This window comes from Streptomyces sp. NPDC002787 (genome assembly GCF_053592095.1).
The window spans coordinates 39,224-63,684 of record NZ_JBSFVC010000014.1 but is presented as its reverse complement, the minus strand read 5'-3'; the positions used below and the strand labels follow the sequence as shown (position 1 = coordinate 63,684).

Sequence of the window (24,461 nt, the reverse complement as noted above, 5' to 3'; positions counted from 1 at the left end):
GTGTCTCGGGCGTTGTGGCTCTCGGCGGTCACGCTGGACCCGCCGGTCTCGCGCTGGACTCGTGGGTCTCGTGGGCGTCGTGGGTGGTGTGGCCGCGGGCGGTGAATGCCACCTCGACCGCCACCGTCACGGCCGCCACGATGCCCGCCGCCAGGACCGCCCAGTGGCCCAGGAACGTGCACACGATCACGGCCAGCGCGGCGAGCGGCAGCACGGTCTGCTGGGCCGTGCCCACCTTGTAGTGGCGGGCATGCAGCGCCCACACCGAGATCAGGTACAGCGCCGTCGGCAGGGTCACCGCGGCGGACGCGGCCAGCGTGGAGATGTGCGCCTTGTGCACCGTCTCCTCCACAGAGACCTCCAGACCGGCGCCGATCGCGGCGGCCGACGCGAAGATCAGGTAGTGGCCGTAACCCCACAGGAAGCTCTGCTTGTTGGAGCGCAGATGACCGTGGATGGGAACGGTGAAGTAGATCCACCACGCGGAGAACACGATCAGCAACCCGCCCACCGCGATCGGCAGCATCTCGCCCAGGGCGTCGTTCTCGTCCGCCGCCGACTTCACGGCGACCGTCGCCGCCAGGATCGTCTCGCCGAGCACGATGATGGTGAACAGGCCGAACCGCTCGGCGATGTGATGCGGATGCCAGGACGTCTGGAAGCCCCTCTCCGCGTACACCGGCACACACAGCTCGGCCAGCGCCATCACCAGGAACAGCCACGGTCTGGCCGACTCCGGCAGCACCAGCAGCCCCAGCCAGCCGATCTGGCACAGCACCACGCCACCCGCGTACCGCAACGCCATGGCCCGCTCGGCGCCCGTCGCCGTGCGCGCGGCCCGCAGCCACTGCGCGGTCATCGCCAGCCGCATGATCACGTAGCCGAGCACGACCAGCAGCCAGTCATGGTCCTCGAAGGCCCGGGCGATCCCGGCGGCGAGCACCAGCACACCGGCTATCTGGACGAGGGTCACCAGCCGGTACGGCACGTCGTCGTTGTCGTACGCCGACGCGAACCAGGTGAAGTTCATCCAGGCCCACCAGATCGCGAAGAAGACCATCGCGTAGTTCACGATGCCCTCGGCCGCGTGTGCCTCCGCGACGGCGTGCACGAGCTGGACGCCCGCCTGGGCCACCGCGACGACGAAGCACAGGTCGAAGAAGAGCTCCAGCGGCGAGGCGACCCGGTGCGCCTCCCTACGTCCCCGCGCGACCAGCCTGCGCACCGGGGCCCGGCCCGCGCCGGAGGGGGCGCCAGAGCCCGGGGTAGGTCCTGGGGCCGAGGGAGTCGATGGCGTGGAACTGGACGTCATGGGGCCAAGCACACCAGAAAATCCGGTGGAATTCTCGCTCAGGTGTTCACAAGTGCCTGGGTGGGCTGAGGGAGTGCGCGGACAGGCCCGGTGCGTGTGCCGCCGGGCCGGAGGCCGGCCTTGCTCGGGGCCGTACTCTGGGGGCATGAGTACCGCTCCTGCCCCCGAACCGCGTGACCCCAAGGCCGCGCTGGTCTTCGACGATCCGCTGAGCCGGCCGTCCTCCGACGACTCGGACCACGGGTGGGGTGAGCGACCCGGCGACGGCGGCGACAGCGCGGCCGACCTCAAGCGCTTCCTCGACGAGAAGCCGCCCCACCACATCTGACACCGGCGACCGAAGGCCTTGAGCCGTCGGCATCGTCTGCCGAAGGCCCTCAGCCGCCGGCATCGTCGGCTGAAGGTCTTGAGTTGTCGGCGTCGTCGGTCAAAGGCCTCGCAGGCCGCTACTCCCGGTCGTGGCCCGAGCCGCGCTGGGCCACCAGGGCGTCGCGGATCTCCTTGAGCACCTCCAGCTCGCTCACCTCGATGACCTCGTGGGTGCCTTCCTTCGCCTTGCGGCGGGCTTCCTGGCGGGCCAGGTACTTGGCCATGGGCAGGACCATCAGGAAGTAGACGACGGCCGCGGTGATGACGAAGCTGAGGGTGGCGCTCAGGACCGTGCCCCACATGATCGGGATGCCGCTCGTGACCGTGCCGTCCGCCGCCACCTCGCAGGGGTCCTTGAGGCACGAGCTGTACCTGTCCAGGTCCTTGGTGCCGAACGCCCCCACCAGCGGGTTGATGACCCCCTTCACCACCGAGTTGACGATGTTGGTGAAGGCCGCGCCGATGACCACGGCGACGGCCAGGTCGACGACGTTCCCCCGCATCAGGAAGGCCTTGAAGCCCTCCCAGATGCTCGGCTCCTTCTTCTCGCTCACCACGAGGCCTCTCTGCGCTGGTTGTGGAACAAACGACTCCGCAACCTACGTCAGGGCGTGACCCGGGTGCCCAATCGGGTCCCTCCAACGTGAGACTTGACGGGTGGAGGTCGGGTTTCGGCGGGCCGAGGGTCACCACAGCGTCACCGCCAGACGGGAGGTGGCGCCCGCGCCGGCCAGTCGGGCCGCCGTGCGGCGGGGCACGGTCAGGACGACCAGGGCTCCGCTCTCGGTGGCGCTCGCGGTCGGCACCTTGGACACGCGGGCGCCGCGGGCGACGACCCGTGCGGCGCCGCCGCCCGTCGAGGACTCCTCGGCGGCGATCACGTCGACGCGGTCGCCGGGGCGTAGCAGCCGTACCGTGGCGCCGTCGGCGATGCGGATCGGTGCGGTCACCGTCTCGGTGGGGCGCTCCCGGACGGGGTCGGCCACCGGGTGGCCCCTGACCCGCTCGGCTTCCCTCGGGCTCGGGCCCACCCCTGTCGCCAGCAGGGCGGCGGCGGTCACGGCGAGGCCTGCGGCCGTGGCTCGCCTTCGGCAGCGGGCGAGGCGGCGGAGGCGGTGTGCGCCGGCGCGTACCCGTAGTGGGGCGAAGTGGGGGATCTCGCAGGTGGGAGGGGTGTCGGTGCCGGGTGGGCCGGCGGCCCAGGTGGGGAGGCGGGTGAATGTGGGGGTGGGGGTGGGCGCGTGCGAGTGAGAGGGCGTGGTTGTGGGTGGGGGCGCGAAGGAGGACGCGGACGAGGACGAGTACGAGGAGGAGGGCGGGTACTTGGACGGGGGCGGGTACGGGGACTTGGGCGGGGATGAGGGACGGGACATGGGGCCACCACCTGCTGTGTGAGATCGGCTTGCGGTCCCACGATGAGGGCTGGCGGCGGTGCGTGTGAGAGCCGGTGGACTACCCACCGGTTGTGGATAACTTCGCCACCCGAACGAGGAGTTCCGCCCCCGCCGCCCCTACCCGTCCCATCCCCAGGGGCGCTGCCCCTTCGACCCCGGCCGTCCCTGGGGGCTGCGCCCCCAGACCCCCTGTCGGCCTCCGGCCTCGTCCTCAAACGCCGGACGGGCTGAATTGTCAGGGCTGCCCTCAAGTGGCGGGCGGGCGGGCTGGGTGGTCGGACTTGCTGTCAGCCAGCGGGCGGGCTAGGTGGTCGGCCTCGTCCTCAAACGCCGGGCGGGCTGCAAATTGCCGGCCTCGTCGTCAAAGGCCAGGCGGGCTGGAATGGCCAGCCTCGCCCTCAGCCCCGGACCGCGGAGGAAATGGTCGGCCGCGCCCTCAGCCCTGGACCGCGGAGGAAATGGTCGGCCGCGTTCTCAGCCCCGCACCGCGGAGGGAATGGCCGGGCCTCGTCCTCCACTTCCCATGCCCGACAAGCTGTGATCGCCCGGCCAACCCTTACGGCAGCTCGAACCCGGGGTCCATGCCGCCCAGGGCCTTCGTGCACAGGCAGTCGCGTGTGTCGTTCGGCGGCAGGGCGGCCACCGTGTCGAAGAGGACGCCTCGGAGGCGGTCGATGTTGGCGGCGAAGACCTGGAGGACTTCCTCGTGGGAGACACCCTCGCCGGTTTCGGCGCCGGCGTCGAGGTCGGTGACGAGGGTCAGGGAGGTGTAGCAGAGCTCGAGTTCGCGGGCGAGGATGGCCTCGGGGTGACCCGTCATGCCGACGACGGACCAGCCCTGGGCCTGGTGCCACAGGGACTCGGCGCGCGTGGAGAAGCGGGGGCCCTCGACCACGACCAGGGTCCCGCCGTCCACCGGTTCCCAGTCCCGCCCGCGCGCCGCTTCGAGCGCGGCCTTGCGTGCGACGGGGCAGTAGGGGTCGGCGAGCGAGACGTGGACGACGTTGGGGACGGTGCCGTCGGGCAGCGGGAGGCCGTCGAAGTAGGTCTGGGTGCGGGACTTCGTGCGGTCCACCAGCTGGTCCGGGACGAGGAGCGTGCCCGGCCCGTACTCCGGTCGCAGGCCGCCCACCGCACACGGGCCGAGCACCTGGCGCGCCCCGACGGAGCGCAGCGCCCACAGGTTGGCGCGGTAGTTGATGCGGTGCGGCGGCAGGTGGTGGCCGCGGCCGTGGCGGGGGAGGAAGGCGACCCGGCGGCCGGCGATCTCGCCGAGGAAGAGGGAGTCGCTGGGCGGCCCGTAGGGGGTGTCGACCTGTATCTCGGTCACATCGTCGAGGAAGGAGTAGAAACCGGAGCCTCCGATGACACCGATCTCCGCCGACCCGGCCTCCGAGGCCCCGGCCGATGCCGGCGCCGGTGCCGCTGCCGGCGCCGGTGTCGACGCCAACCCCGGCCCCGAGACCTCGGCCCCGCCCACGTCATGCGCCCCGGCGCCGCCCCCGCCCGCCCCGCCCACCGGACCCACCCCGTTGTCCACCTGCTCCGTGTTCGCCATGCCCGCACCCTAACCAAGCCGTCCACGCCTCTCGGCCCCGGTCCGGGCCCGGAAACGCCGAAGACCCCGCCGGTCGTCGTACGACGGCAGGGTCCCGGACGGAAGTGCTACGCGGCCGAGGTGCTGCTGGTGGAGGCGGAGCCCGAGGACGACGACTTCGAGTCGGAGGACGACGAAGACGACGAGGATCCGGACGAGGACTTCGCGTCCGACGAGGACGACGAGGACTTCGACGAGGACGACGCCGGGCTGCTGCTCGACGACGAGCCGCGGCTGTCGTTCCGGTAGAAACCGGAGCCCTTGAAGACGATGCCGACCGCCGAGAACACCTTCTTGAGGCGGCCATTGCAGCTGGGGCACTCGGTCAGGGCGTCGTCGGTGAACTTCTGCACCGCTTCGAGGCCCTCACCGCATTCGGTGCACTGGTACTGGTACGTCGGCACTGGTCTTCCTCCTGGCACTCTCACTCGATGAGTGCTAACGACAGTCCATAGTGACCTATTCCCCGGGGATCAGTCCACTGTCACCGGCACTCGGTGACCGACGACACGCGCGACGGTACGGCTCCGGGGCCTGGTCGCCAGCCGTGAACGCAGCGCCAGCAGGGTCGCCAGGGCCAGTGCCGTACCGGCCGCCGGCACCAGGAATCCGGCGCCGGTCCACAGGCGGTCCTCCAGCTGTCCGGCGGCCGTGACGGCGACCGCCTGGCCGAGCGCGACCGCGCCGGTCAGCCAGGTGAAGGCCTCCGTGCGGGCGCCGGCCGGGACGAGGGAGTCGACGAGCGTGTAGCCGGTGATCAGGGTGGGCGCGATGGACATGCCGACGAGCAGGCCGAGCGCGGCGAGGACGAGCACCGAGTCGGCTGTCCACAGGGCGGAGGCCACGAGCGCGAGGGCCGTGTAGCCGATGATCAGGCGCCGCCGCGGGGCCGACTTCCAGGCGATCGCGCCGCAGACGATGCCGGAGAGCATGTTGCCGGCGGCGAAGACGCCGTACAGGACGCCGTTGAGGCCGGGCTCGCCGATCGACTCGGAGAAGGCGGCGAGCGAGACCTGCATACCGCCGAAGACGGAGCCGATGCCCAGGAAGGTGACGATCAGGACGCGCACTCCGGGGACGGACAGGGCGGAGACGTGCTCCACGCGCGCGTGCGCCACGGAGACGACCTCGGGCTGGGTGCCGCGCTGGGCGGCGAACAGCAGGCCGCCGATCAGTGTGAGCGCGGCCTCCGTGAGCAGACCGGCAGCCGGGTGGACGGCGGTGCACAGCGCGGTCGCCACCAGCGGGCCGAGCACGAAGGTCAGCTCGTCGGTGACGGACTCGAAGGCCGCCGCGGTGCCCATCAGGGGCGAGTCCTGGAGCTTGACGCCCCAGCGGGCCCGCACCATGGGGCCGATCTGCGGTACCGAGGCACCCGTCGGCACGGCGGCCGCGAAGAGCGCCCACAGGGGGGCGTCCGCGAGCGCGAGCGCGGTCAGGGAGAGACCCGCCAGGCCGTGGACGAGGACGCCGGGGAGCAGGACGGCGCGCTGGCCGTGACGGTCGGCCAGACGGCCGCTGTACGGGGCGAAGAGCGCCATGGAGACACCGGTCACGGCGGCGACGGCGCCGGCCGCCCCGTAAGAGCCGGTGGTGTGCTGGACCAGCAGCACGATGGAGATGGTCAGCATCGCGAACGGCTGGCGGGCCGCGAAGCCGGGGAGGAGGAACGTCCACGCGCCCCGGGTGCGCAGCAGCTGCCCGTAGCCCGGGCGGGACGCCTTCGAGGTGTTCGAGGTGTTCGAGGTGACCGTGGATGCCACGGCCGTGCCTTTCCGCCGCCTGGTAGCGCGCCCGTGCGGGGGGCGCCGAGAGCTGTCCTCTTGCGCTACTGCGGTAGATGCCGGCGCCCACTGCGAGGGGCGTCCCGGCCGCCATACGGTCGCGCCAGCTCTGCGTCAGACAGAGTTGGTCCGATCAAGTGCGCCTTCATCGTACAGGGGGAACGGCAGAGCCACCTGTGAAAATGAGCACCCTGGGCGGCCGTACCCCTGATTCCAGAGGGTGTGAACGGTACGAAACGTTCCCTTAACGACGGGACCCGCCGTTTCCGTTGCCCGTGCCCAGCCAGTCGGCCAGCTTGCCGCCCTGGCCGACGGCCCTCAGACGGCGTTCCGCCTGGTCCCGTACGGGGTCCGTGGCGACGACGAGCAGTTCGTCGCCGCGTCGCAGAACCGTGGTCGGCAGGGGCACGAAGGACTTGCCGTCGCGGACGACGAGGGTGACGGCGGCGCCCGCGGGCAGGCGCAGCTCGTTGACCTCGACGCCGTGCATACGGGACTTCTCGGGGATGGCGACGGACAGCAGATGGCCGCGCAGCCGCTCCAGGGGCGCCGATTCGATGCCGAGGTCGGCGGCCTCGTCGCCGGAGCCGCCGAGGCGCAGCTTGCGGGCCAGCCAGGGCAGGGTCGGTCCCTGGACGAGGGTGTAGACGGCGACCAGCACGAAGACGATGTTGAAGATCCGGCGGCTGCCCTCGACGCCGCTCACCATGGGGATCGTCGCCAGGATGACGGGCACCGCGCCGCGCAGCCCGGCCCACGAGAGCAGGGCCTGCTCGCGCCACGGCACCCGGAACGGCACCAGCGCGGCGACGACGCTCAGCGGTCGCGCCACCATCGTCAGCACCAGGCCGATGACGAGCGCGGGCCAGATGTCGTCGCCCATCTCGTGCGGGGTGACGAGCAGGCCGAGCAGCACGAACATGCCGATCTGGGCGATCCAGCCGACCCCTTCGGCGAAGCCGCGCGTGGCAGGCCAGTGGGGCAGCTTGGCGTTGCCGAGGACCATGGAGGCCAGGTAGACGGCGAGGAATCCACTGCCGTGGGCCAGGGCGCCCGCCGCGTACGCGGCGACGGCGATGGCCATGACGGCGATCGGGTAGAGGCCGGAGGCGGGCAGCGCGATGTGCCGCAGGCCCCAGGAGCCCAGCCAGCCCACCGCGAGTCCGATGGCGGCGCCGATCGCGAGTTCCAGCGCTATCTCGCCGATCAGGACGTACCAGTGTTCGACCGGTCCGGCGACGGAGAGCGAGGCGACGAGGATGACGACGGGGGCGTCGTTGAAGCCGGACTCCGCTTCCAGGGTGCCCGTCACGCGCGCGGGGAGGGGGATCTTGCGCAGCACGGAGAAGACGGCCGCCGCGTCCGTGGAGGACACGACCGCGCCGATGATGAGTGCCTGCCGCCACTCCAGCCCGATCAGGTAGTGCGCCCCCGTGGCCGTGACGCCGACGCTCACCGCGACTCCGACCAGCGCCAGGGAGCTGGCGGCCGGCAGGGCCGGCTTGATCTCCTTCCACTTCGTGCCGAGGCCGCCCTCCGCCAGGATCACGACGAGGGCCGCGTAGCCGATGACCTGGGTCAGTTCGGCGTTGTTGAAGTGGATGTCGCCGATGCCGTCCTGGCCCATGGCGATGCCTATGCCCAGGTACACGAGCAGGCTGGGGAGCCCGCTGCGCGACGAGATCCGGACCGCGGCGACCGCGACTAGCAGGACGATCGAGCAGACGAGCAGGAGCTGGTTGAGGTCGTGGACAGTCAGAGGGCCGTACCTTTCTCGCCGAACCGCACGTGGTTCCGAGTGTGGGGATGACGAGCACCGGATGCGGGCACGCGCGCGTGTGGGCATGCGAAGCCGATCACGGAAACCGTGCTGTTGCGGTTACTTCGGTGCAAGTACTTCGTTACCTTACCTAACTCTTGACGATTTCTTGACGCTTCCGAGGGCATGATCGAACGTCCCTCCGCGCCAGTTCCCGACTCCGCGTCAAGTCGTGTCGGGCCCTGCGCCTATGGTTGCTCCAGCGTTCAGTACAAAGCACAGCCCGACCTGCCGCTCGTGTTAGGACAGCAAGGACAGCGATGCCCACCGACACCACCGCCTCCTCCGGCCAGCAGTCCGGCAAGTCCGGCAGGAAGAAGGGGCGCAAAGTCCGCCTTCTCCTGATCGTCCTGGTCCTGGCCATCATCGGTGGCGTCGGCTACGGGGCTTTCTGGTCCGTCTCCACCGTCCGCGCCTCCTTCCCGCAGACCAAGGGCTCGATAACCCTGGACGGTCTGTCCGGACCGGTCGACGTCAAGCGCGACGGCAACGGGATCCCGCAGATCTACGCCTCCTCCGAGGAGGACCTGTTCATGGCGCAGGGCTTCGTCCAGGCGCAGGACCGGTTCTACGAGATGGACGTGCGCCGCCACATGACGGCCGGCCGCCTCTCGGAGATGTTCGGCGAGAGCCAGGTCGACAACGACGAGTTCCTGCGCACCCTCGGCTGGCACCGGATCGCCGAGGAGGAGTACGAGAAGACCCTCTCGGCCGAGACGAAGAAGTACCTCGACGCGTACGCCAAGGGCGTCAACGCCTACCTCGCCGGCAAGAGCGGCGACGAGATCTCCCTGGAGTACGCGGCCCTCGGCTTCGCCAACGACTACAAGCCCGAGGAGTGGGCCCCGGTCGACTCGGTCGCCTGGCTGAAGGCGATGGCCTGGGACCTGCGCGGCAACATGCAGGACGAGATCGACCGCGCCCTGATGACCAGCCGCCTCGGCCCCAAGCAGATCGACGACCTCTACCCGCGCTACCCGTACGACCGCAACAAGACGATCGTGCAGGAGGGCTCGTACGACGAGCTCACCGAGACCTGGTCGGACGGGTCCGGGTCGACGCAGGGCAGCGAAAGCTCCAGCCAGGGCACCGGCGGCACGGGGACGGGAACGGGCACCGGCGGCACGGGGACGGGCACGGGCACCGCCGGCACCTCCACGGACTCCTCGGCCCTCCAGACGCAGCTGGACGGCCTCTACAACGTCCTGGAGGACCTGCCCGAGGCCGTCGGCGTGAACGGCAACGGCATCGGCTCCAACTCCTGGGTCGTCTCCGGCGACCACACCATCACCGGCAAGCCGCTGCTCGCCAACGACCCGCACCTGTCGGCCTCGCTGCCTTCGGTCTGGTACCAGATGGGCCTGCACTGCAAGTCCGTCTCCGAGAAGTGCCGGTACGACGTGGCCGGCTACACCTTCGCGGGCATGCCCGGCGTGATAATCGGCCACAACGCGGACATCGCCTGGGGCATGACCAACTCCGGCGCCGACGTCACCGACCTCTACCTGGAGAAGCTCACGGGCGACGGCTACGAGTACGGTCGCAAGGTCCTGCCGTTCGACACCCGCGAGGAGACCATCGAGGTCGCCGGCGGGACGCCCAAGAAGATCGTCGTCCGCACCACCAACAACGGCCCCCTGCTGTCCGACCGCAACGACGAACTCGTCCAGGTCGGCAAGAAGGCCACCGTCGACCAGGACGCCCCCGACCGCGGTGACGGCTACGGCATAGCCCTGCGGTGGACCGCGCTCGACCCCGGCACCTCCATGGACGCCGTCTTCGCGATGAACCGCGCCGCGAACTGGGACGACTTCCGCGAGGCCGCCTCCCTGTTCGACGTCCCCTCGCAGAACCTGATCTACGCCGACACCGAGGGCCACATCGGCTACCAGCTGCCTGGCAAGATCCCCACCCGTGGCAAGGGCGACGGTTCGGTGCCGGCGCCGGGCTGGGACTCCGCGTACCGCTGGACCGGCTACATCGACCAGGACGAACTGCCGTACGAGTACGACCCGGAGCGCGGCTACATCGTCACCGCGAACCAGGCCGTCGTCGACGAGAAGTACCCGCACACCCTCACCACGGACTGGGGCTACGGCACGCGCGCGCAGCGGATCACCAGCCTCATCGAGTCGAAGATCAAGGGTGGCGGCAAGATCTCCACCGACGACATGCGGCAGATGCAGATGGACAACAGCAGCGAGATCGCCAAGCTGCTGGTGCCGCTGCTGCTCAAGATCGACGTGAACGACAAGAACGTCCGCCAGGCACAGAAGCTCCTGGAGGGCTGGGACTACACCCAGGACGCCGACTCGGCGGCCGCCGCGTACTTCAACTCGGTCTGGCGCAACATCCTCAAGCTCGCCTTCGGCGACAAGCTGCCCAAGGAACTGCGCGTCGAGGGCCAGTGCCTGTCGGTCGAGCCGGTCGGCACCACGGGCCCCGCCGACGAGGATCAGCGGGTCCGCGAGTGCGGCAGGCGTGACGCGGACCAGGCGCAGCCGGACGGCGGCGACCGCTGGTTCGAGGTGGTCCGCCGGATCATCGACGACCAGGACAACGACTGGTGGTCGACGCCGAAGACCCGCACCCAGAAGGCCGCCGACACCCGTGACGAGCTGTTCGCGCGGGCCATGCGGGACGCCCGTTGGGAGCTGACCGCCAAGCTCGGCAAGGACATCGACACCTGGAGCTGGGGCCGGCTGCACCGGCTGTTCCTGAAGAACCAGACCCTCGGCACCGAGGGCCCCGATTTCCTCCAGTACATGCTCAACCGCGGCCCCTGGAAGCTCGGCGGCGGCGAGGCCACGGTCAACGCCACCGGCTGGAACGCGGCGGGCGGCTACGAGGTCGTCTGGGTGCCCTCGATGCGCATGGTGGTGAACCTCGGGGACCTCGACAAGTCCAAGTGGATCAACCTCACCGGCGCCTCCGGGCACGCGTACAACGCGCACTACACCGACCAGACCGACAAGTGGGTCAAGGGCGAGCTGCTGACGTGGTCGTTCTCCGACAAGGCGGTCCAGGAGAGCACGAGCGACACGCTGCTCCTGAAACCGTGATCTCCCTGAGCCCGTCCGAGTACGTCCGAAGACGGAGATCTGAACACGTCTGAACACGGAAAGCGGCCTCCACGCACGCGTGGGGGCCGCTTTCGTGTCCGGGTCACCGGAACCGTCGTACTCCCGACGGGGTCACCGCCGCGTGCACCGGGCGGTCGTGGGGTTCCTCCGGGACCCGGTCCACGATCTCCGTGTCGTACAGCAGGACCACCAGGGCCGGGTCGGTGCCCGCGCGATCCAGGCGGGCGAGGACGCGGTCGTACGAGCCGCCGCCGCGGCCGAGGCGCATCCCGCGCGCGTCCACGGCGAGTCCCGGGAGCAGCACGGCGTCGGCGGTGGTGACGGCGTCCGGGCCGAGTCGCGCGCCGACAGGTTCGAGGAGCTCCATACGGCCGCCGCCGTGCCGCACGCGCGCGAGGGCGGCCTCTCCCTCGTAGACGCCCCAGTCGAGGTCGTTGTCGGGGAGCAGGACCGGCAGCAGGACGCGTACGCCCCGGGCGCGGAGTGCGTCGAGGAGCGCGCGGGTGCCGGGTTCGCTCCCCACGGAGACGTACGCCGCGACCGTGCGCGCGTGTGCCAGCTCGGGCAGATCGAGGGCCCGGCCCGCAAGGGCGTCCATCGAATTCCGGACGTCATCCGGCGTCAACCCGTTCCTCACCAGGAGGAGCTCTCGGCGCAACATTCGCTTGGAAAACTCCGGTTCAGGTCCCATCCGGCTCACAGGTTGCTCCAGTATTATTCGTAATCGGCTCATATGAGAGCGAATTCATCGGAGCCACAGATTCCCCACAAAGGCACCGGATATGGTTCGGCGCATGAGTGAGGCGAACCCCAGGATCAGCAAGGCTGTCATCCCCGCGGCGGGTCTAGGGACCCGGTTCCTGCCGGCCACCAAAGCGACTCCCAAGGAGATGCTGCCGGTCGTGGACAAGCCGGCGATCCAGTACGTGGTCGAAGAGGCCGTGTCGGCGGGGCTCGACGACGTCCTGATGATCACCGGCCGCAACAAGCGCCCCCTCGAGGACCACTTCGACCGGAACTACGAGCTGGAGTCCGCCCTCCAGAAGAAGGGCGACGCGGGCCGGCTCGCCAAGGTCCAGGAGTCCAGCGACCTCGCGACCATCCACTACGTCCGCCAGGGCGACCCCAAGGGCCTCGGCCACGCCGTCCTGTGCGCCGCCCCGCACGTGGGCGACGAGCCCTTCGCGGTCCTCCTGGGCGACGACCTGATCGACCCGCGCGACCCCCTCCTGAAGCGCATGATCGAGATCCAGGAGGAGCACGGCGGCAGCGTCATCGCCCTCATGGAGGTCGCTCCCGAGCAGATCCACCTGTACGGCTGCGCGGCCGTCGAGGCCACCGACGACGCCGACGTCGTGAAGGTCACCGACCTGGTCGAGAAGCCGGACCCGGCCGACGCCCCGTCGAACTACGCGGTCATCGGCCGCTACGTCCTCGACCCGAGCATCTTCGACATCCTGCGCCAGACCGAGCCGGGCCGCGGCGGTGAGATCCAGGTCACCGACGCCCTCCAGCAGCTGGCGGCGGACGAGAAGGTCGGCGGCCCCGTGCACGGCGTCGTCTTCAAGGGCCGCCGCTATGACACCGGCGACCGTGGCGACTACCTGCGTGCCATTGTCAGACTCGCATGCGAACGTGAAGACCTGGGACCGGACTTCCGGACCTGGCTTCGCAGTTACGTAGCCGAGGAGATGTAGCCACATTGAGCACCGCCGCGACCCGCAGCACCGGCCGGGACCACCTCTGGTCGGTGACCGAGCACCTGGAGGACATCCTCGCCACCGTCCGTCCCCTGGAACCCATCGAGCTGCAGCTCCTCGACGCCCAGGGCTGCGTCCTGGTCGAGGACGTCACGGTGCCGGTGTCACTGCCGCCGTTCGACAACAGCTCGATGGACGGGTACGCGGTGCGGGTCGCGGACATCGCGGGCGCGAGCGAGGAGTTCCCGGCCGTGCTCACAGTGATCGGGGACGTGGCGGCGGGCCAGGCCGAGCAGCCCCGGGTGGGCCCCGGTGAGGCCGCCCGCATCATGACCGGCGCCCCCCTGCCGCCCGGCGCGGAGACGGTCGTCCCGGTGGAGTGGACCGACGGCGGCCTCGGCGAGGGGCCCGTCTCCGGGATGCGCGCCCGCAGCGCGAGCCCCGAGGGCGCCGCCGGCCAGGTCGCCGTGCACCGCGCCGCCGAGGCACGCGCGCACGTACGCGCGAAGGGCAGCGACGTGCAGGCCGGCGAGCGCGCCCTGGCCGCGGGCACGATCCTCGGCCCGCCCCAACTCGGACTGCTGGCCGCCATCGGCCGCGCCACCGTACGCGTGCGCCCGCGCCCGCGCGTGGTGGTGCTCTCCACCGGCAGTGAACTGATCCCGCCGGGCGGGCAGTTGGCCGGCGGCCAGATCTACGACTCCAACAGCTTCGCCCTCACCGCCGCCGCCCGCGACGCGGGCGCGATCGGCTACCGCGTCGGCGCCGTCGCGGACGACGCCGAGACCCTCCGCTCCACCATCGAGGACCAGCTCGTCCGCGCCGACCTGATGGTCACCACCGGCGGGGTCAGCGTCGGCGCGTACGACGTCGTCAAGGAGGCCCTGGAGTCCGTCGGCGACGAGGACGAGGAGGGCGCCGGCATCGACTTCCGCAAGCTCGCCATGCAGCCCGGCAAGCCCCAGGGCTTCGGCACCATCGGCCCCGACCACACCCCGCTGCTGGCCCTCCCGGGCAACCCGGTGTCGTCGTACGTCTCCTTCGAACTGTTCGTCCGGCCGGCCATCCGTACCCTGATGGGCCTGACCGACGTCCACCGGCCGACGGCCACGGCGACCCTCAGGACGCCCAAGGCGCTGACCTCGCCCGCGGGGCGCCGGCAGTACCTGCGCGGGACGTACGCCGACGGGCAGGTCACCCCTGTCGGAGGCGCCGGATCGCACCTCGTCGCGGCCCTCGCGCACGCCGACGCGCTGATCGTGATCCCCGAGGACACCGAGTCGGTCGAGCCCGGCACCGAGGTCGAGGTCGTCCTGCTCGGCTGAACCATCGAGGGTGGCGTACCGTGTCGCGCACAGCAGACCGCGCGCCGCACCGCGACGGGCCCCGACCGGGAGCGCCACACCACCATGAGTACGCCGCAGGACCGACTGACCCACATCGACGAGGCGGGCGCCGCTCGCATGGTCGACGTCTCCGGGAAGGACGTGACCGCGCGCACCGCCCGCGCCAGCGGCCGGGTCCTGGTCTCGCCGCAGGTGGTCGAACTGCTGCGCGGCGAGGGAGTGCCCAAGGGGGACGCCCTCGCCACCGCGCGCATCGCCGGGATCATGGGCGCCAAGCGCACCCCCGACCTCATCCCGCTCTGCCACCCGCTGGCGGTGTCGGGCGTCAAGGTCGACCTGTCGGTCGCGGACGACGCCGTCGAGATCCTCGCCACGGTGAAGACCACCGACCGTACGGGCGTCGAGATGGAGGCCCTCACGGCGGTCTCCGTCGCCGCCCTCACCGTGATCGACATGGTCAAGGCGGTCGACAAGGGCGCGGTCATCACGGACGTCCGTGTCGAGGAGAAGACGGGCGGCAAGTCGGGCGACTGGAGCCGGGCATGACGACATCCACCGACGAAGCCCGCCCGGCCCCGTACCGCGCCCTGGTGGTGACCGCCTCCAACCGGGCCGCCGCCGGGATCTACGAGGACAAGGGCGGCCCGCTGATCGCCGAGGGGCTCGCGGGGTTCGGCTTCACCGTCGAGGGCCCCCAGGTCGTGCCCGACGGCGACCCCGTGGAGGCCGCGCTGCGGGCGGGGGTCGACGCCGGGTACGACCTGATCGTGACGACCGGCGGAACCGGGATCTCGCCCACCGACCGCACCCCCGAGGCCACCCGCGCGGTCCTCGACCACGAGGTGCCGGGCATCCCCGAGGCGATCAGGGCCTACGGCCGGGACAAGGTGCCGACGGCGGCGCTCTCCCGGGGGCTCGCCGGGGTCGCGGGCCGCACGCTGATCGTCAACCTGCCGGGCTCCACCGGCGGCGTACGGGACGGCCTGGCCGTACTGGAACCGCTGCTCCTGCACGCCGTCGACCAGATCCGCGGCGGGGACCACCCGAGGCCGACCGGGGGCGGCGCGAGCTCCCCGGCCGGGGAGGCCCCCTCCAGACCCAGCCCCGGGGGTGCGAGCTGAACAGCCCATCCTGGCCCGTAGTGCTGGTGGACGGCGATGTCGTCCTCCGGCCCATAAGGATGCGCGACCAGCGGGCCTGGCGTGAGGTCAACCGGCGCAACCGGGACTGGCTGCGGCCCTGGGAGGCGACCATTCCGCCCCCCACACCGAGCGGCCCCATCGCACACCGGCCGACGTACCGTCAGATGGTCCGTCATCTGCGGGCGGAGGCGAACTCGGGCCGGATGCTGCCGTTCGTGATCGAGTACCAGGGGCAACTGGTCGGCCAGTTGACGGTCGCCGGGATCACCTGGGGCTCGATGTGCTCCGGTCATGTCGGCTACTGGGTCGACGAGTCGGTCGCCGGGCGTGGGGTGATGCCGACGGCGGTGGCGCTCGTCGTGGACCACTGCTTCCGGACCGTCGGACTGCACCGCATCGAGGTCTGTATTCGCCCCGAGAATCGGCCCAGCCGACGGGTTGTGGAGAAACTCGGATTCCGCGAGGAAGGCCTTCGTCCACGGTATCTTCACATCGACGGCGCCTGGCGCGACCATCTCGTCTTCGCGCTCACCGCCGAAGAGGTCCCCGAGGGACTGCTCGGCCGCTGGCAGCGGGAACGGGCGCGGAACGCGGGTTCCGACGCGGGCACCCACGGACAGCGTGGACAGCACGGGCAGCACGGGTAGCGCGGACCGCATCAGGTCTGCCTCAATAAATGAAATGTGTGTTCGAAAAAAATGGATCGGACGGCGACAGACCGACGATCGAGTTGAACGAGTCGATGCGTTCTCGGCACGTTAATTTCGCGCTCTCGGCGGTCCGCTGATCGGATCGGTCACAAAAAAAGCTCGAAATATCAGCCAGATCGTGCGACACACCGGCTCAATTGGCGGATGGCCCCACGCAAACCCCTCTACCGTGTGAGGCGTGAGCAGCAGCGGCCTCATCTACGCAGTCATCGTCGGGGCCTGGGCCGCCTACTTGGTGCCGATGTGGCTCCGTAGGCAGGACGAGCTGAACGAAGCCCGTCCGACGGAACGCTTCAGCACCGCCATCCGGCTGCTTTCCGGCCGGGCGGGGATGGAGCGCCGATACGCCAAGGACCTGCGGGCGCGCTCCACCGAAGAGGGGGAGCCCAGCGCCGAACCGGACGACGTCACCGACTCGGTGGACGTCCGGGCCTTCGCCATGCCCCCGCACCGAGAGCACACGAAGGCACAACTGCCGGTGGAGCGGGGTGAGTCACCGCAGCAGGCCCAACCGGCGCAGCAGACCGGGAAACCGGTGGCGCAGGCACAGCCGGTCCCGCAGCAGGGCGGCCAGCCGTCGGCCAAACCGGGGGCGGCCCACGTACCCGCGCCCGCTCGTGCGAACCGTCAGGGCCGGCAGACGGCGGGCGCACGCCGGGGCGACTCGGCGGAGGCCAAGGCGCGGGCCCAGCGCTCGAAGGTGCTCGCGCGCCGGCGGCGTACGACCGTGATGCTCTTCCTCGCCTTCACGCTCGGCGCGGTCGTCGCGGCGGTCGGCGGACTCGCCTTCCTGTGGGCGCCGACCGTACCGGCGGTGCTGCTGAGCACCTACATCGCGCATCTGCGCCGCCAGGAGCGGAAGCGGTTCGCGTACACGATGGACCGGCGGCAGGCCGAGGCGGCGGCGCAGCGGCTGCGGGAGCGGCAGCCCCAGCGGCGGCGGCCGATGCCCGACCCGGTGGACACCGACGAGCCGGAGGACGGTCCAGAGAACGAGGAGACCCGGGCCGACCTGACCGCCCTCGCGGCCGACCGCCGTGCCCTCGTCGAGCAGACCGACCACGCCGAGTGGGTCGATCAGCAGCGTGAGCGCCAGCGGCGGCCCGTCCAGGGCGACAGCTGGGACCCGGTCCCCGTGCCGCTCCCGACCTACGTCACCGCGCCGGTGGCACCCCGGGCCACGTCCGGCGTCGACCTCGGCGCCCCCGACGCGTGGAGCTCCGCGCGCTCCAGCGCGGCCGACCCGAACGGCTCGTCGGGCGCCCCCTCGAACTCCGCGAACGTCTCCGCGCGTGAGCCGGAGCGGGAGCGTGGTGCCGAGGAGCACGCGGACGACGCCGGCGCGGGCGACGCGGCCGACGCTCCCGACGGCGGCCGTTCCGACGCCCGCCGCGCCGCGTCCGCGCGCCGCTCCCGCGAGCGGGGGCGTACGCCGCTCTTCGACCAGTACGAGGACGGCGACCGCCCCCGAGCGGCCAACGAGTGACCCGTTCCCGCCCGGACCTCCCACTCCGCTGACCAGCCACGAGCCGGTCGACAGTGGCTCGGCGGCCGCCCGGGAACGGATTTCCAAGCACCGCGATGGGGATGCTAGAGTTTCACTCGTTGCAAGGGCCTGTGGCGCAGTCCGGTAGCGCACCTCGTTCGCATCGAGGGGGCCAGGGGTTCAAATCCCCTCAGGTCCACGCATCACAGAGGCTCGCTCCCCTTACGGGGAGCGAGCCTCTGGTCGTTTTTCAGGCCCAAGTGGCGGGCCAGATCGCTGGCATGGAGGCGCGTCGAGGCCTCGACCAAGGTGGCGTACGCGTCGGTGGTGGCGCGGAAGCGGTGCCAGGCGGTGGTCATGATCGCGGCGGAGATCCATGCTCCAACCCCTGGGCCGCGGCGGGCTCTCCGACTGCATGTCCGTGGGGGAGTGGCTGTACGAGCGGGGTCACGGATGTGCGGCTGGCGGCTCCGTGATCGCGTCGAAGTACGGCCAGCCGTCCAGTTCGACCGTCTGGGACGACGGGTGGAGGGCCAGGTCCGGGGCGGCGGCGTCCAGGAGGCGGCGGACCGTGCCGGGCTCGTGGAGGTTGAGGTAGGTGTGGTCCGAGCGGCGGACCAGGGCGCCGGAGTCGAAGTAGCAGTTCGAGACGACGCGGTTCTCGGACGGGCTGAAGAGCAGGACCAGACGGCGGCCCCGTGGGCCGTCGGGGTAGAGCGACAGCTTGAGGCGGCAGTGGTCGTAGGCGACGCGGTGGGGGTCCCTCCCGCTCGAGCGAAGTCGAGAGTGGGGGAGTTGGCGGACGGTCCAGTGCCAGGTGGTGTCGCCCACGACGAGACGGCGCAGACGGGTGTTCTTCGTCACGGGGACACGGTAGGCGGCTGACCCTGCCGCGGGCACGGGATTTACGCGCCCGCGGTCAGGAGGCAGGGGGTCAGGCCGGGCACGGGTCATGGACCGAGCGGCTTGGCGAAGCACAGGCTCAGTTCGTGGAAGCGGTAGTAGCCGAACTTGGCGCAGGGCTCGTAGCCGCTGGAGGTGTAGAGGGCCACGGCCTCGGGCTGCTTGGCGCCGGTTTCGAGGACCATGCGGGCGCGGCCGCAGGCGCGGGCGTCGGACTCCAGTTCGGCGAGTATGCGGCGGGCCAGGCCCAGGCCGCGGGCCTCCGGGATGACGTACATACGCTTGATCTCGGCGTCCCCGTCCTGGTACCCCTCGTCGCTGGTGTCCTGCGTGCGCCAGCCGCCCGTGGCGAGGGGTCTGCCGTGCTCGTCGTAGGCGATCAGGTACAGCCCGGCGGGCGGTATGAAGTGCGCCGGGTCCATGTGCGTGGCGTCGCCGTCGTCGCCGTAGCGGACGCTGTACTCGGCCTGGACCTCGTCGTTCAGCTTGACGGCGTCGGGGTGGTCGAACGGTACGCGGCGGATAAGCATGTCCTGCATCGTACATCTATGCATGACGCCTCTTCGTCCGGCCGGGTACAACCGGAACCGGACGGGTCCTCCGGCTCGAACGTGGGCCCTCCCGGCTCCAACAACCACGTCCCCGTCCGTCCGGGCACGGGCGGCGGCGGAGCGCGCGGTCGCTGAGGAGGCCGGCGGGGGCGGGCGGCGGGGCACGCGCCGGGTAGCGTACGTGCCCTCTGCTACCCAGGAGAGTGCTGTGCTGACCGTGACCTCGGTGAACGTGAACGGGCTGCGGGCCGCCGCGAAGAAGGGCTTCGTGGAGTGGCTCGCCGGGACCTCGGCGGATGTGGTGTGCCTCCAGGAGGTGCGGGCCGAGCCCGAGCAGCTGCCGGCGGGTGTGCGGCAGCCCGACGGGTGGCATGTCGTACACGCGCCGGCCGCCGCCAAAGGGCGCGCGGGGGTGTCGCTCTACAGCCGTCGCGAGCCCGACCGCATCCAGGTCGGGTTCGGGTCGGCCGAGTTCGACGGCAGCGGACGGTACGTCGAGGCCGATCTGCCCGGCGTCACCGTGGCCAGCCTCTACCTCCCGTCCGGCGAGGTCGGGACCGAACGGCAGGACGAGAAGGTCCGGTTCATGGGGGAGTTCCTCGCCTATCTGAAGGAACTGCGGGAGCGGTCCGCCGCCGACGGGCGCGAGGTCGTGGTCTGCGGCGACTGGAACATCGCCCACCAGCGGGCCGACCTCAAGAACTGGCGGGGGAACACGAAGAACTCCGGGTTCCTGCCGGAGGAACGGGAGTGGCTGGGGCGGGTCTTCGACGAGGGGGACGGGGCGTACGTCGATGTGCTGCGTGCCCTGCACCCCGATGTCGAGGGGCCCTACACCTGGTGGTCGTACCGGGGGCGGGCCTTCGACAATGACACCGGGTGGCGCATCGACCATCAGGTGGCCACGGCCGGGCTCGCCGCCAAGGCGGTCAAGGGAGTGGTGGAGCGGGCCGCCACCCATGCCGAGCGCTGGTCGGACCATGCCCCGGTGACGGTGGTCTACGACCTCTGAGCCGCCACCGGTGGGCGACCGAAGTCACAGGTCGCTGACGCGTCCCGCCTGCGCTGCAACGGTTGTTCGATTGCTGTGCGGAAATACTCATCCCCAGAGGACGGTGCTTACCAGCCGGAGGGGGAGACGTGCGGGGGCAGGTTCCGGGTAGCCACAACGAGCTGGGCGGCGGCGTGCACGGAGCCAGCGTGCAGGCAGCCAACGTGTACGGCGGGATCCAGGTCCGCATGGGCGATCCAACCGCACCACAGCCACGCACCGCACCGCCTTGGCAGCTTCCGCCCGCCGTCCCCCTCACCGCTCGCAGGGTCGAGATCGAGCGCCTGGAACACCACCGCGTCTCGGTCTCCCGCCGCGGTCATCCCGTCCTCGCCGCGGTGAGCGGACTGGGCGGGGTGGGCAAGACGGCCCTCGCCCTGTCCTGGCTGCACGGGCTGCGCCCGGAGTTCCCGGACGGCCAGTTGTACGCGGACCTGGGCGCCCGGTCGCCGTCCGGGCCCGCCGATCCCGCAGAGGTGCTGAGCGGCTTCCTCCGCGGTCTCGGGGTGCCGCCGCGGCAGGTGCCCCGGGGGCTGGACGAACGGGCCGCGCTGTACCGGTCGTTGACCGCCGAGCGCGCGCTCGTGATCCTGCTCGACGACGCGGCGACGGCGGCCCAGGTACGCCCGCTGCTGCCGGGCGGCCCGAGCGTCACCCTCGTGACCGGTCGCCGGCGGATGTCCGGACTGGCACTCGAAGGCTGCTACCAGATGCAGCTGGAGCCGCTCGGCCCGGAAGCCGCGGTGGAACTGCTCGCGGAGACCCTCGCCGACGACCGGGTGGCCACCCAGGCCGACGACGCCCGCGCCCTCGTCGGTCTGTGCGCCGGGCTGCCGCTCGCCGTGCGCGTCGCGGGAGCGCGGCTCGCGGCCCGGCCGGGCAGACGGATCACCACGATGGTGCGGGCTCTCGCCGCCGAGCAGGGGCGTCTGGACGCGCTCGCGATCGAGGGCGACCACGGTGTCAGGGCCGCGCTCGACCTGTCGTATCGGGGGTTGCCCGCGTCGGCGGCCCGGCTCTACCGGTTGCTCGGAGTCCACCCCGGACGGGAGTTCGGCAGCGCGGTCGCGTCGGCGGTCCTGGCGCGCGGGCCTGCCACCGGTGGGTCCGGCCCCACGCTCGGCCCGGACGACGCGGAGCGGTCGCTGGAGAATCTGTACGACGCCAATCTGCTGATCGACGCGGGCGAGGACCGCTACCGTTTCCACGACCTCGTCCGTCTGCACGCCGTGGAGAAGGCCGAGCAGGACGAGCCCGAGGCCGAACGGGCGGCGGCCTTCCGCCGTATCGCGGACCACTATCTGGCCACAGCCACCCGGGCGGAGAAGACCGTCGAGCCCTATCACCCGCTGCGGGAGCGGTCCTACGGCCCGGGCCCGGTGGTGGAGGGGGACCCCGGATCGGGACCACGCGCCGCTCTCGACTGGCTGGAGCGGGAACTGCCCCAGTTGATGTCGGTGATCCGGCGCGCCAGGGCGGCGGGCGCGGCGGAGGCCTGCTGGCAGCTCGCCGACGCCATGGGGCCGCTCTTCATCCGTCGCAAGCACTACGACGAATGGCTCAGCGCGTACGAGGAGGGGCTGGGAGCGGCGCGCGAGGTGGGCGACACACAAGCCGCGTGCCGGATGCTGACCTCCGGGGGCCAGGGCGAGCTGGGGAGCGGAGCGTACGAGCGGGCGCTGGGGATGTTCGAGGAGGCGGCCGGACTCTTCACCTCCATCGGGGACCTGCTCGGCCACGCCCGTACGCTCAATTACCGGGGACTGGCCCACCAGCGTCTGGGGCGACTCGACGAAGCGGCGGCCCTTTTCGCCCGCGCGGCCGTCGAACTCCCCCGGCACGGGGACGAACGCGCGGGCGGGCTCGCCCGGCTCAACGCGGCCGACATCGACCTCGCCCTCGGCCGTCCGGAGCGAGCGGCCGAGGCTGCCGCCGTGGCACGGGCCGTACTGCTGGCCGTGGACGACCCCTACAACGCCGCACGTGCCGCCACCCTGCTCGGCCGGTCGGCGCTGCTCCGGGGCGAACTCGACGAGGCGGAACCCCTGCTCTCCGAAGCGCTCGCCGACCTCGGTGCCGTGGGGGCCGAAGCCGAAATGGCTCGTGCGCTCCACCTCCTGGCCGATGTCGCCGAGGGCCGGGGGGATCGCACCCTCGCCCGGGAGCGCTGTCGCCAGGCGCTCGCCCTGGCCACCGTGGCGAACCAGCCGGGACAGGCCGACGAACTGCGCGAACGGCTGCGGTCGTTGGCCGAGGACGAGGGCGCCGGATGACCGGGGCGGTGCCTGATGACCGGGGCGGTGCCGGATGGCTGGGACGGTGCCGGATGACCGGGACGGTGTGCGTCCGGTACGTCGTTCATCGGGCGCCCGTCATCAGCCACGCGTGTGCCAGTGACGCCCACACCGGCCAGGGACGCAGGGCCGCGTGCCGTTCGGTCAGGAGCAGCCGTATCGGTGCGCGGCCGTACGGGCCCACGCGCAGCCAGCACCTCCCTGTCCCGGCGTGCACCGCGACCACCGCCGTGCCCGGATGGCCGGCGGCGAGGGCGTCGGCCGCGCTGTCACCCGCCCCCGGCGCCACCAGCACATCGGCGAGCGCGGGCCAGGGCGGCGGGGCGGGCAGCTCCACTCGCAGATGCTCGTCGAAGACCGGCGGGCCGCCGGCCGGCCCTGTCGGCGTGACGCGAACGTAGTGGGCCCACGGTCCCGGCGTCCGCTGTTCCTCGGTGTTCACGGCCCGGTACCTCCCGACCCGTCGTACCGCACGAGGACGGGCGGCGCCGCCGCCTCCGGAGCGGGGCGGGCGCCCGGGGCGCGCAGGCGCAGCTTCCGGTAGATCAGGGCGCGCATCCTTCGGCCGAACCGGCCCGGTTCCGAACTGATCCGGGCCGCGACCCGCGCGTACCGGTCCGGGCGGTGGTCGGCGGAACTCTGCCGCAGCTGGCGGAGCAGCGACCGGCCGGTGTCGATCCGGGGCGCCAGGGAGTGGAGCTCCGCCATTGGCGAGGAGGGATCGAGGTCGGTGTCCGGTGCGGAGGAGGTCAGCAGACGGGCACCCGTCATCGTCCCGTAGAGCGATACGGAGCCGTGGTCCCCCACGAGGTAGTCGGCCGCGACCACGGCGCCGCACCACTCCGAGTGCTGGCTGACCAGTCCGACGCCGCTGCGGCTCAGCCCGGCGAACGCGCTGCGGATGTGCCATTCGCTGTGGGCGTTCCAGACGTTCGAGTGCAGCATGACGACGATGCGGAAGTCCTCCCGGGGAAGCTGGGCGGCCAGCTGTTCCAGCAGGTCCCAGTGGCGTCCGAGCAGCGAGTCGGGTCCCCACGTCGAACAGACGAGGACCAGTTCCTGCCAGGGCACCGTGCCCAGGGCTCTGCGGTACAGGTCGCGCGTGGGCAGACTCGCCGCGACGCGGTCGTAGCAGGGGTCTCCGACCACCTCGGCGACGGGCAGTGCCTCGGGGCACTCCTGGCCGAGGCGGGTGCGGTCGTCCTCGTGGGCGAGGACGATCGCCGCGGGCACCACCACCCCGTCACGGATCAGCCACTGCCGGCCCAGTCCGTACACCTCGCGCACCGCCGGGAGACGGCCGCGACGGTCGCCGGGCGGGGAGACGCGCTTGTTGTACGAGGCGCCGTGCGGGAGCACGATCACCGGGACGTTCAGTTCGTGCAGGCCTCCGTAGCTCGCGGCCAGCGCGAGGTCGAAGCGTGTGTGCACCGCCTGACCCCAGGGCACGACGAGTGCCCTGGTGTTCTCCAGGAACTCGTCCACGCCGTGGTTGAAGACGTCACCGGCCACGGTGAACAGGACCTGCACCCGAGGATCACCCTCCAGCAGCCGGACCGCGTCGAGCAGTCGCCGGGCGGAGGTCACCGTGTGCACGACGGCGAGCACCCGCTTGCGGATGCGGAAGGTCGCCCAGCGCTCGACGTCCAGACGTAAGGGCACGGCAGGGCGCCGATCGGCGTCCGGCATCAGCAGACTCATGTGAACTCCCCCGTGAACCAACAGAGTTGAGGAGTGGCCCCAGGAATCGTGCGCGGCCACAGGATGGGGTCTGCCCGGACGGTTTGACGGCGCCCTTGCAGAAAACTTGCACCTCGCGCGTGCGGCCCCACTGCTCGGTTGCGTGCGCCCCTTCGCGCGACTGTGCGCCCTGCCTTGCACCTCTGTTCTATCCGTCACGGTGGCGACAGTGAGACACGA

General features: G+C 71.3%; 23 protein-coding genes and 1 tRNA gene. 11 read left to right on the top strand and 13 right to left on the bottom strand.

Annotated elements, in window-relative coordinates:
- Window positions 1-28: 28 nt before the first annotated feature.
- Window positions 29-1,312, bottom strand: coding sequence for a low temperature requirement protein A (locus ACWD26_RS20625; RefSeq protein WP_451272004.1), 1,284 nt, complete (start codon window positions 1,310-1,312; stop codon window positions 29-31).
- A 145-nt stretch (window positions 1,313-1,457) separates the two neighbouring features.
- Here ACWD26_RS20625 and ACWD26_RS20620 point away from each other — a divergent pair, with 145 nt between their 5' ends.
- Window positions 1,458-1,640: a hypothetical protein gene (locus ACWD26_RS20620; RefSeq protein WP_451272002.1), complete on the top strand. Its 183-nt coding sequence runs from the start codon at window positions 1,458-1,460 to the stop codon at window positions 1,638-1,640.
- Between the two features lie 118 nt (window positions 1,641-1,758).
- Here ACWD26_RS20620 and mscL read toward each other — a convergent pair whose 3' ends face one another.
- The 6 genes from mscL to ACWD26_RS20590 all read right to left on the bottom strand — a co-directional run bounded on the left by mscL (window position 1,759) and on the right by ACWD26_RS20590 (window position 8,302).
- Window positions 1,759-2,235 (bottom strand): large conductance mechanosensitive channel protein MscL, encoded by a 477-nt coding sequence (mscL, locus tag ACWD26_RS20615; protein WP_451272000.1) that lies wholly within the window; start codon window positions 2,233-2,235, stop codon window positions 1,759-1,761.
- A 132-nt stretch (window positions 2,236-2,367) separates the two neighbouring features.
- Window positions 2,368-3,054: a hypothetical protein gene (locus ACWD26_RS20610; protein ID WP_451271998.1), complete on the bottom strand. Its 687-nt coding sequence runs from the start codon at window positions 3,052-3,054 to the stop codon at window positions 2,368-2,370.
- A 577-nt stretch (window positions 3,055-3,631) separates the two neighbouring features.
- Complete coding sequence (locus ACWD26_RS20605; protein ID WP_451271996.1) at window positions 3,632-4,633, bottom strand: S-methyl-5'-thioadenosine phosphorylase; 1,002 nt, start codon at window positions 4,631-4,633, stop codon at window positions 3,632-3,634.
- A gap of 107 nt (window positions 4,634-4,740) precedes the next feature.
- On the bottom strand, window positions 4,741-5,076 hold the full coding sequence (locus ACWD26_RS20600) for an FmdB family zinc ribbon protein (protein WP_451271994.1): 336 nt from the start codon (window positions 5,074-5,076) through the stop codon (window positions 4,741-4,743).
- Window positions 5,077-5,145: 69 nt separating this feature from the next.
- Window positions 5,146-6,435: an MFS transporter gene (locus ACWD26_RS20595; protein ID WP_451271992.1), complete on the bottom strand. Its 1,290-nt coding sequence runs from the start codon at window positions 6,433-6,435 to the stop codon at window positions 5,146-5,148.
- A 265-nt stretch (window positions 6,436-6,700) separates the two neighbouring features.
- The gene (locus ACWD26_RS20590; protein WP_451271990.1) at window positions 6,701-8,302 is read right to left on the bottom strand and encodes a potassium/proton antiporter; all 1,602 of its coding nucleotides are present in this window, start codon (window positions 8,300-8,302) and stop codon (window positions 6,701-6,703) included.
- A gap of 233 nt (window positions 8,303-8,535) precedes the next feature.
- Between ACWD26_RS20590 and ACWD26_RS20585 the strand changes: the two genes are divergently transcribed.
- The gene (locus ACWD26_RS20585; protein ID WP_451271988.1) at window positions 8,536-11,337 is read left to right on the top strand and encodes a penicillin acylase family protein; all 2,802 of its coding nucleotides are present in this window, start codon (window positions 8,536-8,538) and stop codon (window positions 11,335-11,337) included.
- Window positions 11,338-11,440: 103 nt separating this feature from the next.
- On the opposite strand, the gene ACWD26_RS20580 is transcribed toward ACWD26_RS20585, so the two are convergent.
- A complete protein-coding gene (locus ACWD26_RS20580) occupies window positions 11,441-12,049 on the bottom strand; it encodes a 5-formyltetrahydrofolate cyclo-ligase (RefSeq protein WP_451271986.1) in 609 nt (202 codons plus the stop codon).
- A 103-nt stretch (window positions 12,050-12,152) separates the two neighbouring features.
- Between ACWD26_RS20580 and galU the strand changes: the two genes are divergently transcribed.
- The 7 genes from galU (at window position 12,153) to ACWD26_RS20545 (ending at window position 17,941) form a co-directional block, all read left to right on the top strand.
- Window positions 12,153-13,055, top strand: a complete 903-nt coding sequence (gene galU, locus ACWD26_RS20575) for a UTP--glucose-1-phosphate uridylyltransferase GalU (protein WP_451271984.1) — start codon at window positions 12,153-12,155, stop codon at window positions 13,053-13,055.
- 5 nt (window positions 13,056-13,060) lie between these two features.
- Entirely contained in the window at window positions 13,061-14,383 is a 1,323-nt protein-coding gene (gene glp, locus ACWD26_RS20570) for a molybdotransferase-like divisome protein Glp (RefSeq protein WP_451271982.1), read from the top strand.
- Window positions 14,384-14,467: 84 nt separating this feature from the next.
- Window positions 14,468-14,950, top strand: a complete 483-nt coding sequence (gene moaC, locus ACWD26_RS20565; RefSeq protein ID WP_451271980.1) for a cyclic pyranopterin monophosphate synthase MoaC — start codon at window positions 14,468-14,470, stop codon at window positions 14,948-14,950.
- Entirely contained in the window at window positions 14,947-15,525 is a 579-nt protein-coding gene (locus ACWD26_RS20560) for a MogA/MoaB family molybdenum cofactor biosynthesis protein (RefSeq protein ID WP_451271978.1), read from the top strand. Before moaC ends, ACWD26_RS20560 begins: the two co-directional genes overlap by 4 nt.
- Window positions 15,526-15,545: 20 nt before the next feature.
- Window positions 15,546-16,193, top strand: a complete 648-nt coding sequence (locus tag ACWD26_RS20555; RefSeq protein WP_451271976.1) for a GNAT family N-acetyltransferase — start codon at window positions 15,546-15,548, stop codon at window positions 16,191-16,193.
- 241 nt (window positions 16,194-16,434) lie between these two features.
- Window positions 16,435-17,742, top strand: coding sequence for a divisome protein SepX/GlpR (sepX, locus tag ACWD26_RS20550; protein ID WP_451271974.1), 1,308 nt, complete (start codon window positions 16,435-16,437; stop codon window positions 17,740-17,742).
- Window positions 17,743-17,867: 125 nt separating this feature from the next.
- A tRNA-Ala gene (locus ACWD26_RS20545) sits at window positions 17,868-17,941 on the top strand.
- A 4-nt stretch (window positions 17,942-17,945) separates the two neighbouring features.
- On the opposite strand, the gene ACWD26_RS20540 is transcribed toward ACWD26_RS20545, so the two are convergent.
- The 3 genes from ACWD26_RS20540 to ACWD26_RS20530 all read right to left on the bottom strand — a co-directional run bounded on the left by ACWD26_RS20540 (window position 17,946) and on the right by ACWD26_RS20530 (window position 19,175).
- A complete protein-coding gene (locus tag ACWD26_RS20540) occupies window positions 17,946-18,101 on the bottom strand; it encodes a hypothetical protein (RefSeq protein WP_451271972.1) in 156 nt (51 codons plus the stop codon).
- Between the two features lie 88 nt (window positions 18,102-18,189).
- Entirely contained in the window at window positions 18,190-18,606 is a 417-nt protein-coding gene (locus ACWD26_RS20535) for a hypothetical protein (protein WP_451271970.1), read from the bottom strand.
- Between the two features lie 86 nt (window positions 18,607-18,692).
- A complete protein-coding gene (locus ACWD26_RS20530; RefSeq protein WP_451271968.1) occupies window positions 18,693-19,175 on the bottom strand; it encodes a GNAT family N-acetyltransferase in 483 nt (160 codons plus the stop codon).
- Between the two features lie 238 nt (window positions 19,176-19,413).
- On the opposite strand from ACWD26_RS20530, the gene ACWD26_RS20525 reads away from it, so the two are divergent.
- A complete protein-coding gene (locus ACWD26_RS20525) occupies window positions 19,414-20,208 on the top strand; it encodes an exodeoxyribonuclease III (protein WP_451272332.1) in 795 nt (264 codons plus the stop codon).
- Window positions 20,209-20,336: 128 nt separating this feature from the next.
- Complete coding sequence (locus ACWD26_RS20520) at window positions 20,337-22,520, top strand: ATP-binding protein (protein WP_451271966.1); 2,184 nt, start codon at window positions 20,337-20,339, stop codon at window positions 22,518-22,520.
- Window positions 22,521-22,605: 85 nt separating this feature from the next.
- On the opposite strand, the gene ACWD26_RS20515 is transcribed toward ACWD26_RS20520, so the two are convergent.
- Both ACWD26_RS20515 and ACWD26_RS20510 read right to left on the bottom strand, forming a co-directional pair.
- The gene (locus tag ACWD26_RS20515) at window positions 22,606-22,983 is read right to left on the bottom strand and encodes a hypothetical protein (RefSeq protein WP_451271964.1); all 378 of its coding nucleotides are present in this window, start codon (window positions 22,981-22,983) and stop codon (window positions 22,606-22,608) included.
- Window positions 22,980-24,242 carry a hypothetical protein gene (locus ACWD26_RS20510; RefSeq protein ID WP_451271962.1) on the bottom strand — a complete coding sequence of 421 codons (1,263 nt, stop codon included), beginning with the start codon at window positions 24,240-24,242 and terminating at the stop codon, window positions 22,980-22,982. Before ACWD26_RS20510 ends, ACWD26_RS20515 begins: the two co-directional genes overlap by 4 nt.
- Window positions 24,243-24,461 lie beyond the last annotated feature (219 nt).

Bases quoted from the DNA above. Each gene is read 5' to 3' on its own strand.
- ACWD26_RS20620 (WP_451272002.1), top strand. From the start codon at position 1,458: ATGAGTACCGCTCCTGCCCCCGAACCGCGTGACCCCAAGGCCGCGCTG.
- ACWD26_RS20540 (WP_451271972.1), bottom strand. From the start codon at position 18,101: ATGACCACCGCCTGGCACCGCTTCCGCGCCACCACCGACGCGTACGCC.
- ACWD26_RS20625 (WP_451272004.1), bottom strand. From the start codon at position 1,312: ATGACGTCCAGTTCCACGCCATCGACTCCCTCGGCCCCAGGACCTACC.
- ACWD26_RS20605 (WP_451271996.1), bottom strand. From the start codon at position 4,633: ATGGCGAACACGGAGCAGGTGGACAACGGGGTGGGTCCGGTGGGCGGG.
- moaC (WP_451271980.1), top strand. From the start codon at position 14,468: ATGAGTACGCCGCAGGACCGACTGACCCACATCGACGAGGCGGGCGCC.
- ACWD26_RS20530 (WP_451271968.1), bottom strand. From the start codon at position 19,175: ATGCTTATCCGCCGCGTACCGTTCGACCACCCCGACGCCGTCAAGCTG.
- ACWD26_RS20610 (WP_451271998.1), bottom strand. From the start codon at position 3,054: ATGTCCCGTCCCTCATCCCCGCCCAAGTCCCCGTACCCGCCCCCGTCC.
- ACWD26_RS20585 (WP_451271988.1), top strand. From the start codon at position 8,536: ATGCCCACCGACACCACCGCCTCCTCCGGCCAGCAGTCCGGCAAGTCC.
- ACWD26_RS20510 (WP_451271962.1), bottom strand. From the start codon at position 24,242: ATGAGTCTGCTGATGCCGGACGCCGATCGGCGCCCTGCCGTGCCCTTA.
- galU (WP_451271984.1), top strand. From the start codon at position 12,153: ATGAGTGAGGCGAACCCCAGGATCAGCAAGGCTGTCATCCCCGCGGCG.
- ACWD26_RS20580 (WP_451271986.1), bottom strand. From the start codon at position 12,049: ATGGGACCTGAACCGGAGTTTTCCAAGCGAATGTTGCGCCGAGAGCTC.
- ACWD26_RS20590 (WP_451271990.1), bottom strand. From the start codon at position 8,302: ATGCCCACACGCGCGCGTGCCCGCATCCGGTGCTCGTCATCCCCACAC.
- ACWD26_RS20560 (WP_451271978.1), top strand. From the start codon at position 14,947: ATGACGACATCCACCGACGAAGCCCGCCCGGCCCCGTACCGCGCCCTG.